General features: G+C 57.8%; 7 protein-coding genes. 3 read left to right on the forward strand and 4 right to left on the reverse strand.

Features of this window, described 5'->3' with window-relative positions:
• The 3 genes from GOW72_RS15450 (at window position 1) to GOW72_RS15460 (ending at window position 3,280) form a co-directional block, all read left to right on the forward strand.
• Window positions 1-1,035 carry an ATP-grasp domain-containing protein gene (locus GOW72_RS15450; RefSeq protein WP_170367454.1) on the forward strand — a complete coding sequence of 345 codons (1,035 nt, stop codon included), beginning with the start codon at window positions 1-3 and terminating at the stop codon, window positions 1,033-1,035.
• On the forward strand, window positions 1,032-1,919 hold the full coding sequence (locus GOW72_RS15455) for an NAD-dependent epimerase/dehydratase family protein (RefSeq protein WP_170367455.1): 888 nt from the start codon (window positions 1,032-1,034) through the stop codon (window positions 1,917-1,919). Before GOW72_RS15450 ends, GOW72_RS15455 begins: the two co-directional genes overlap by 4 nt.
• A 191-nt stretch (window positions 1,920-2,110) precedes the next feature.
• Window positions 2,111-3,280: an O-antigen ligase family protein gene (locus GOW72_RS15460; RefSeq protein ID WP_170367456.1), complete on the forward strand. Its 1,170-nt coding sequence runs from the start codon at window positions 2,111-2,113 to the stop codon at window positions 3,278-3,280.
• A gap of 9 nt (window positions 3,281-3,289) precedes the next feature.
• Here the strand turns inward: GOW72_RS15460 and GOW72_RS15465 are convergent, their stop codons facing one another.
• From GOW72_RS15465 to GOW72_RS15480, 4 genes are all read right to left on the reverse strand, one after another.
• On the reverse strand, window positions 3,290-4,732 hold the full coding sequence (locus GOW72_RS15465) for a hypothetical protein (protein WP_217358170.1): 1,443 nt from the start codon (window positions 4,730-4,732) through the stop codon (window positions 3,290-3,292).
• A 42-nt stretch (window positions 4,733-4,774) separates the two neighbouring features.
• On the reverse strand, window positions 4,775-5,494 hold the full coding sequence (locus tag GOW72_RS15470) for a class I SAM-dependent methyltransferase (protein WP_170341745.1): 720 nt from the start codon (window positions 5,492-5,494) through the stop codon (window positions 4,775-4,777).
• Between the two features lie 252 nt (window positions 5,495-5,746).
• The gene (locus tag GOW72_RS15475; RefSeq protein WP_170341743.1) at window positions 5,747-6,685 is read right to left on the reverse strand and encodes a UbiA family prenyltransferase; all 939 of its coding nucleotides are present in this window, start codon (window positions 6,683-6,685) and stop codon (window positions 5,747-5,749) included.
• Between the two features lie 75 nt (window positions 6,686-6,760).
• On the reverse strand, window positions 6,761-7,712 hold a 952-nt coding region (locus GOW72_RS15480), incomplete at its 5' end, for a hypothetical protein (protein ID WP_170367457.1).

Raw genomic sequence — 7,712 nt, forward strand, 5'->3', positions numbered from 1 at the left:
TTGATCACGGTTTTGGTTACAGGTGCGGGTGGCGGAGTGGGCCAGGGCATCATCAAGTCGCTCAGGCTGATTTCTGATTTGCCGCTGCGTATTCTTGGAGCCGACATGTCCGCCCTATCTGCCGGCCTTTATGCTTGCGACAAAGCCTTTCTGGTCGAAGGGTGCCGCTCGCCGGGATACCTCGACTCACTGGCACGGATATTTCAGGCAGAGTCCGTAGACTACTATTTCCCCGGTACGGATATCGAACTGGCATTGTGTGCCGAAAACCGGGATCGCATCGCGGAACATTTCGGGACAAAGGTCGTGGTCAACAGTCCAGAGACGGTGCGTATTGCCGATGACAAGGGACTGACCTCGGCTTTTTTGGCGAATAACGGGCTGCCCTATCCGCGCACGTGGCCCATGGCCGAGGCCTTGGAAATGGATGATCTGATCTACCCGGTCATTGCCAAACCGGCGGTCGGGTTTCGGTCCATCGGGGTAGAACGGGTGAATTCTCGGGACGAGCTGGCCTACTACCCCGGTGATCCGGCGGCAACCATCGTACAGGAGCTGATCGGCGATGACTCGCGCGAGTTTACGTGCACGATCGTCGGGGCGAAGGGGAGCCTGTCGCCGGTTCTGGCACTGCGCCGAGTGCTTCGGTCGGGCGATACATATCGGGCCATTCCCGAGCGAAATCCGGTGATCGAAGACTATGTCACAGCTATCGCGCGCAAGCTGGACGTCGAAGGGGCCTGCAATTTTCAGCTGCGCCTTGGCGACGACGGAGTACCCAAGGTGTTCGAAATCAATGCCCGGTTCTCGGGCACTACACCGTTCTGTGCTCAACTGGGTTTCAACCCGGTTGAATGTTACCTCAAGACCGACCGCGGCCTTGCCTATGAGCCAGAAATCGCTTGGGACAGCATGGTTCTGCGGTATTGGAGTGAGCTGGTCGTTCCGCGTTCAATGACAGATACATTGGATCAGGCCGGACAGTCGGAACCTCAGATCCCGGCCCAGTTCAGCCTCTATGGCGGGACGTCATGAAAGTTGCCCTGACAGGGGCGACCGGCTTGCTGGGTCGCCATCTTGTGGCCTGGCTAAGCCGACGTGACATTCCTGTTGCGCGGATCGACCGGTCGGACTGGGATCTGCAGGACGCGATCGCCCATGACAGGCTGGATCAACTGGTGCAAGGTGCGGATGTATTCGTGCACTGCGCGGCCCGGATTGATCTTGCCGGGCCTGCGGGTGACGGCTCGGCTTGGCAGGTGCTGTTTGACAGCAATGTCCGAGCCACGTTGAATGCGGCGCGTTGGGCGGCAGATCGTGAAGTGCACTTCATCTTTGTGTCCAGCGGGTCGGTATATCGCGATCCTCATGCCCGCGGAATCGACGAAAGTGCGGAAACCGCCCCGGGGCCGCTTGGCGGTGATTACGCTACAACCAAGCGTCTGGCCGAAGCGGGGCTGGCTGAGCTTGCCCAGACTTCTGGAGCGCGAGTGACCGTGCTCAGACCTTCGGCGCTCTATGGTCATGGGCTGCCTGATGACAAGTTTCTTGTGCGGATGCTGAATGATGCGGCCGCGGGGCAAAACATCACAGTAACAGGTCCAACGAACAGCATTGATTTTGTGCATGCGCATGACCTGAGCCGGGCGATTTTGCAATCGGCCCATGCCGAAGCTTACGGTGTATTCAATATCTCCGGCGGAGGTCCGGTTTCCTTGGCGGATTTGGCGCAGGAGGTCATGTCCGTCGCAGGTGGCCGGGATGTGATCGAAACCCGACCCGGAGACAGTCCGCCATTCACCCGCTTCGATCTGTCCTCGGACGCAGCCCGGGCAGCATTCGGCTATGCGCCGGTTGTGGACATTGCAACGGGTCTGGAAATGACGTTGAGGGGCCAATTGCTGCCGGCAGCGGCATGACCCGGTCCGGCAGCCGGGCGATGGGAGCCGGAAACATGTTTTTTGAAGGTATCTTGGGTGTTACCCTTGTATTCCGGGTACCAGTCTGCGGGCCAGGTAACCCACCGCCGTTTGGAATGTAGAATATGGTGCCAGTCAACAGTATCAGCCGGCCTAAGCCGATTTTGGAGCAGATCGAATTCGCGTGTCTGATGACTGCGTTGCTGTTCAGCACGTTCACTGCCTTTCGCCATCCGGCGGTTCTGTTCACGGCCAGCGACATGTTTTTGACGGTTGCCGTGATCCTGCGGTGCAACCGCAGCCTGCCGCTGTTTCCGTTGCAATCCGCGTCTTCGGTCTGGTTCATCGGCATGCTGATGATGGTGGCGGGACTGTCGATCGGCTCTATCGCGCACGGCGATCCGGTGTCGGCCTTCGTGGTCATCGTGCAGTATTTCTTTTCGTTCGTGCTTTTGCCTCTGGCGATCCTGGGCCGCCCGTATGAAGAGGCGGTTACTCTTGCAAAGGTCGGCGTGATCTCGATTGCCTTGAACTGTCTTGTCGGGATGATCGCCTATGGCGTGGGCTATTCCGGTGGCGAATCCCGGTATTTCATGCTGGTCAGCGGCAACTACCGCGTGGCGGGGTTGGTGGATAATCCAAACGGGTTGGCTGGACTGATCGTGCTTTGGTTCCCGGTGCTGTGGTATCTTGGGTTGACGGGTGCGCTAAGAAAACTGCCATTCTTGGCCCTCTTCGGGCTGCTTGCCATCACTTTGATCTACGCAAGTTCGAATTCCAGCCTTGCCGGTGCGGTCATCTGCGGTGCTTTGTTCCTGCTGCTGGTCGGAAATCAGCGCGTGCTGATGATCTGGGGAACAGCTGTGACGACGATGGCTTGGATCAGTATCCAATGGGCCGAGTTCATCTTTCCGCCGACGTTCCGCAACCGGGTATTGTCACCTCTGCTCGAGGGCGACCTGAGTCATGCGGGTACATTTGAAGACCGCGCCGATCTCATGATCGAGGCCTGGCGGTTTCTGCCGGATTACTTTCTGGTGGGTATGGGCGCGGGACAGTATCGCGAACTGAGCAGTCAAGGCATTCCCGTTCACAACCTGTACCTGTTGCTGGCCAACGAAGGGGGCATTCTGGCCTTACTGGGATTGTGCTTCGTTTTGGGGTCCGCCATCGTCTACGCTGTCATGGCCCGGCACAATGTGCCGAACAGGGTGTACGGGCGCGCGACCGTGGTGACCGTCACGCTGACCTTTGCGGCGCTGTCAATGAACTACACCCATGTTTACCAGCGCGGTATGCTGATCCCGTGGATCGTGGCATTGGGGCTGTTGGCTGCGTCCGATCGGTACCGGCGCCGCTAGCGTTTCACGTCAGGGGTTGCTTTGTCCCATGCCGTTCCCGTCGCCAGCCAATTCGTGGAGGAACTCCTCAAGATTGGTCCAGCCATCTTCGTCCGAATCTGCAATTGCATCCGTCGGGTCCGTGGGATTAAGGCCCCATTGCGTTTCCCATTCATCAGACATCCCGTCGACATCGCTGTCTGCATAGGGCAGGGCGCTTTCAAGCTCGGGCCAACCGCCGACCTTTTCAGGGTTCTTCTTTAGGATTTTGCCGGAACGGTCACGGACCTCCTGAACAACCCTCTGATCCACCGCGTCGCGAGACGGGCGCGTCGCTCCAGCGTTTTGCAGGACCGTTTCAAACACTGTCGAAACCGGATCGGCCTGGACCAAAGGTGGGGTGACCGGCTCATCAACGACATAGACACGATGTTCGGGGGCAAGGACCAGTTCCTCGGGAAGGTCCAGGCTGTTGCGGTTGTCTTCATCAAGATTGTCCCGAAGGTACAACCGGTAGCCGTTCTTGAAGCCGTCGAACAGGTGCACCAGTAGATTGGAATCGATGCTTTCACCGGACAGCTTCAGGTTGCCAATGATATTGGCGTCCAGCTCGGTCCAGCGATTGTCCAGCGAAACGACATATTGCCAGATCGGTGAGTACATCAAGTTGTTTACGATCTCGGTCGTGGTCCCCGGAGTCTGGGGCGCGATTTGGGGGTTTCTGAACATCCCGTGAGAGAACAGGTTGTGATGGATGCTGAAGTTGCCGCCCTTTGTCAGCAGCATGTTGCGGGCCCGGTTGCTTTTGCCTGGTCCGCCATGCAAGAGGGGCTCGCTGATGATGCTCCACTGAAAGGTCAGCCGTTCGGCGTTTTCTGAGTCAATCGTCTCGTCGCTGCCCCAACTGGCGGAAATGTGGTCGAAGATCACGTCACGCGCGGCTTTGGTGTAGACGCCAATGGCCCCTGAACAGCAGGACTCTACGTCGTGCGGCCCGGGCCGGAACCGAACATGGCGCACGATGACATCATGCGTCCGGATTTCCAGTGATGGGCGCAATTGACGTGGGCCGTTTCGGATCGCAATCCCGCCGCCCGGAGCGGTTTCTCCGGCGATGGTCAGAAAAGGACTGTTTGCGATCAGAGACGCCTTTTCCAGTGTAATCGTTCCGCTGACCCGAAAGATGCAGGTTCGAGGTCCTTTGGCATCAATGCATGCGCGTAGGGAGCCGGGCCCGAATTCTTCGGTTGTCGTGACATAAATCACGCGCCCGCCGCGCCCACCTTTGGCCGCGGCGCCATGCCCTTCGGCGCTGGGAAATGCTCTTTGGGAGCCATCTGGAAATTGCGCCGAAAGTGACCGGTTCGCGTTCTCGGCCAGCAGCGTACCGGGGCTGCAGCCCATCGCCAGAACAGCCGCAAATAGCGAACCATGTAATACGGCGAGCAGTCTTGGCCTTTTTGCAACGGGCATTCTAAAAACCTTGGCTGTTGTCAAAATTCTTCTGCCTTTGGTCTAGGGCGCGGTGTCCCGGGTTTGGGCTTTGGTCGCGCAGACCATCATTGAATCCCGCAGGTGCACTGGGATCACCAGGTCAGACAGCCGTGCCGGAACCTTGAAGCGCGCCCATCTGGGTAGATAACGATGCACTCTTTCAACCAGATATCCTAACGGAAAATACCAAGTTGGCCGATGAAATTCGGTTTGTTGCAAGCCAGCTTTGGCCAAGGCAAAGCGCAGTGTTTCAGGGTCGAAATAGCCGATATGCGCAACACGATAATGCCACCATTGGTCTCCCATGATACGCGCCAACAGGGACGAGCGGTCGGGCGTAACGACGACCAGTACTCCATCATCGGCCAGCAACCGCGCAGCCTGAGTGATCAAGTCCAGCGGATCCGGAACATGTTCGACCACGTCTACCAGAGTGACTAAATCGTAGGGGCCGGTCAGATCGGGATGTGGAAGAACGCCTTGGACCACTGGCAGGCCATGGTGTTTTGCGCGTGCGCAAAACCGTCGCGACGGCTCAACCCCGATCGCGTCGTAACCACAGGCGATGGCCTCCTCGACCAGAATACCGGTTCCGGCCCCCACATCCAGCAGCCGGTTCGCGCCGGCAGTGGGTCTTGGCAATCTGTTCAGCAGCACCCGCTTCTGTCGCGCTCTTTGGGGGCGCGTCATCTCATAGGCCGGGTCTTCGAGATCTTCGTAGAATTTAAGGACATCGACCATATCCGTGCATTGGCAAAAACCGCAGCGGACGCATTGGTCGATCGCGGCGGTTGTACCGTAGTCGGCATTCGAGATTTCAAAGTTCCGCGACGTCGGATCCCCGCGCAGGGTGCTTTCCTTTATCCTCCTGAGGCCGCCGGTGCCGCACAACCAGCATCGCCGGGCCGGTGCGGAAACAACATCATCTGAAGGCTGGTTCACCATGCGCGCATCACCTCCAGTCTGGCAGCAAGCCGGTCCGTTGCCCGGCACCTATGACCCGACTGGCCGGATTTCAAGCAACTGTTCAAAGAACGGAAGCTTGATCTCGAGCAGAACGAACATGACCACCACCAGCAGAATAACCTGAAAAACAAGGCCGCGTTGTTTGTACAGATTTTCGGGGGCCTGTGCGATCGAGTCCCGCGCCAGCCCGACGGCAAGATAGCGCCCGAACAACATCGCCACGAAGGGCAGAGACAGAAGAAGCTCGATTTTGTACTTGGTCAGGAAAACGCCCAGGAAAGCGGTGGACAAGATTGCGTAGACCAGCGCCGAAACCAGTAGCTTCGACTCGTCGTAGTCTTTGAAAGATGCGCGGTACCGCGCGGCAAGCGCCGGGTCGTCAATGGTACGATATTCGGCAAAGCGCTTGATCGCCATCAGATACGCGCCCCCGAACCAGTACGAGATCAACACGCTGGATGGTGCTACGATCGGCGGAACCATAATGAACCAGCCCGCAAAGAACCGGATGGGGTTGTTGATGGCCTCGCTCAGAACGTCCAAATAGGCGCGGTCCTTGGACCGGATTGGTTTGACGTTGTAGATGATCCCCATGATCAGCAGGGACAGCGCCGTCAGGAAGAACGGCGTATTGATCAGCAGCGCGAGTCCCAGACCGATGATCGCCAGACCCAGCCATTGCAACCAGACGATCCGGCCGTCGATTTCGGTCACGACCGAGGCACGCTCTTTCTTCTTCGGGTGGTGTCGGTCGAACTCACGGTCCAGCCACTCGTTGATGGTATAGTTGGCCGATGCGATCAGACAGATCGAAAAGATTCCGACGGCGAGGTCGATTACCGACCGACCGGTGAACTCGGCACCCATGATGACCGCAAGAACGGCACCCGGCAGAATGAAGATGTTCTTGAACCAATGGTCGATGCGCGCAATGGACAGATAGTCTTTGAATCCGGCTTTTACCATTGCAACCACTTTCACCGACACAACAACATTTGCCGGACCCGAAAAGGCGGGAAACAGAACAATACGGGCGGCATGTCAGATTTCCAGACTGCGCCTTGCGTGCTTCTTCCGGCGATCAAAAAGCTTCAAAACCACAAGGAAACTAGCACATATGACCACTGCGACGATAGGCCAAAGTGCTGCAATATACCTTACCGACGCAATGGATAGTGTTGCAGACAGAAACAATAACGCATGCAGGCTCAGCACCCCCAACCCAGCCAGGGTCAGCATCTGACGTCCGGGCCAGTTTCGGCGCAGCCAAAGGATTGAGGCCGCCAGGATCAAGATCGAAGCCAGCCAACCTATCGCAAGCGCGGAATGGATAAGACGTGCATGCGGCGGATCAAATACATCGCGGGTGATGTAGCCGAGCGCATTGTCCATCGGGAACGGCCCATTCTGCGCGATGTAGGCGGTGATGTCGTTCGCGGTTACGGCATGGTAGAAGGGCTGCCAGAGGGCGGCATAGTGTTGTAGCGGCAACCGCAGAAACCCCGTTGGGTTCGCCAGAATTCGTCTTGAACCGATTTCGGCCATGAGTTCAGTCTTTGGAATGCCAATTCGGTCGGCAATGGACTGCAACCGGTCCTTCTCGTACAGAAATATCAAGCTGGCTTCGTAGCTGTGCATCAGAAAGAAGGAGACCGGTCCAAATGGCGCCCGGGAAATCGCCTCGCGTGCGTCTGCCGGACCCTCTTCTTCAAGAATAATCCAGACTTCGGTTCGTGGGTCATCGGGGGCATAGGGGCTTGGGCCTGCAGCGAACATGGCGCTTTTTGCGAATAAGACGTTCCCCAGCACGCTTTCGCGAGGTTCATCGTGGCGAAGATCGTAAGCGGCGCGGTCTGCAAGCAGCACGAAGGTGACGCCCAGAACTGCCAGAGCCAGCCCAGCCCACGGGCGCCTGCCATTGATATAGCTCGCGCAAAGAACCACCACGATAAGGATGGGCAAAAGAGCAAAACCAACTGGACGGATCGCGATC

The organism is Ruegeria arenilitoris (assembly GCF_013032855.1).
Lineage (GTDB): Bacteria > Pseudomonadota > Alphaproteobacteria > Rhodobacterales > Rhodobacteraceae > Ruegeria > Ruegeria arenilitoris.

What these genes read in the sequence shown, in the direction of transcription:
- GOW72_RS15460 (WP_170367456.1), top strand. Translation starts at nt 2,111, where the DNA reads ATGACTGCGTTGCTGTTCAGCACGTTCACTGCCTTTCGCCATCCGGCG.
- GOW72_RS15475 (WP_170341743.1), bottom strand. Translation starts at nt 6,685, where the DNA reads ATGGTAAAAGCCGGATTCAAAGACTATCTGTCCATTGCGCGCATCGAC.
- GOW72_RS15465 (WP_217358170.1), bottom strand. Translation starts at nt 4,732, where the DNA reads ATGCCCGTTGCAAAAAGGCCAAGACTGCTCGCCGTATTACATGGTTCG.
- GOW72_RS15455 (WP_170367455.1), top strand. Translation starts at nt 1,032, where the DNA reads ATGAAAGTTGCCCTGACAGGGGCGACCGGCTTGCTGGGTCGCCATCTT.
- GOW72_RS15470 (WP_170341745.1), bottom strand. Translation starts at nt 5,494, where the DNA reads ATGGTCGATGTCCTTAAATTCTACGAAGATCTCGAAGACCCGGCCTAT.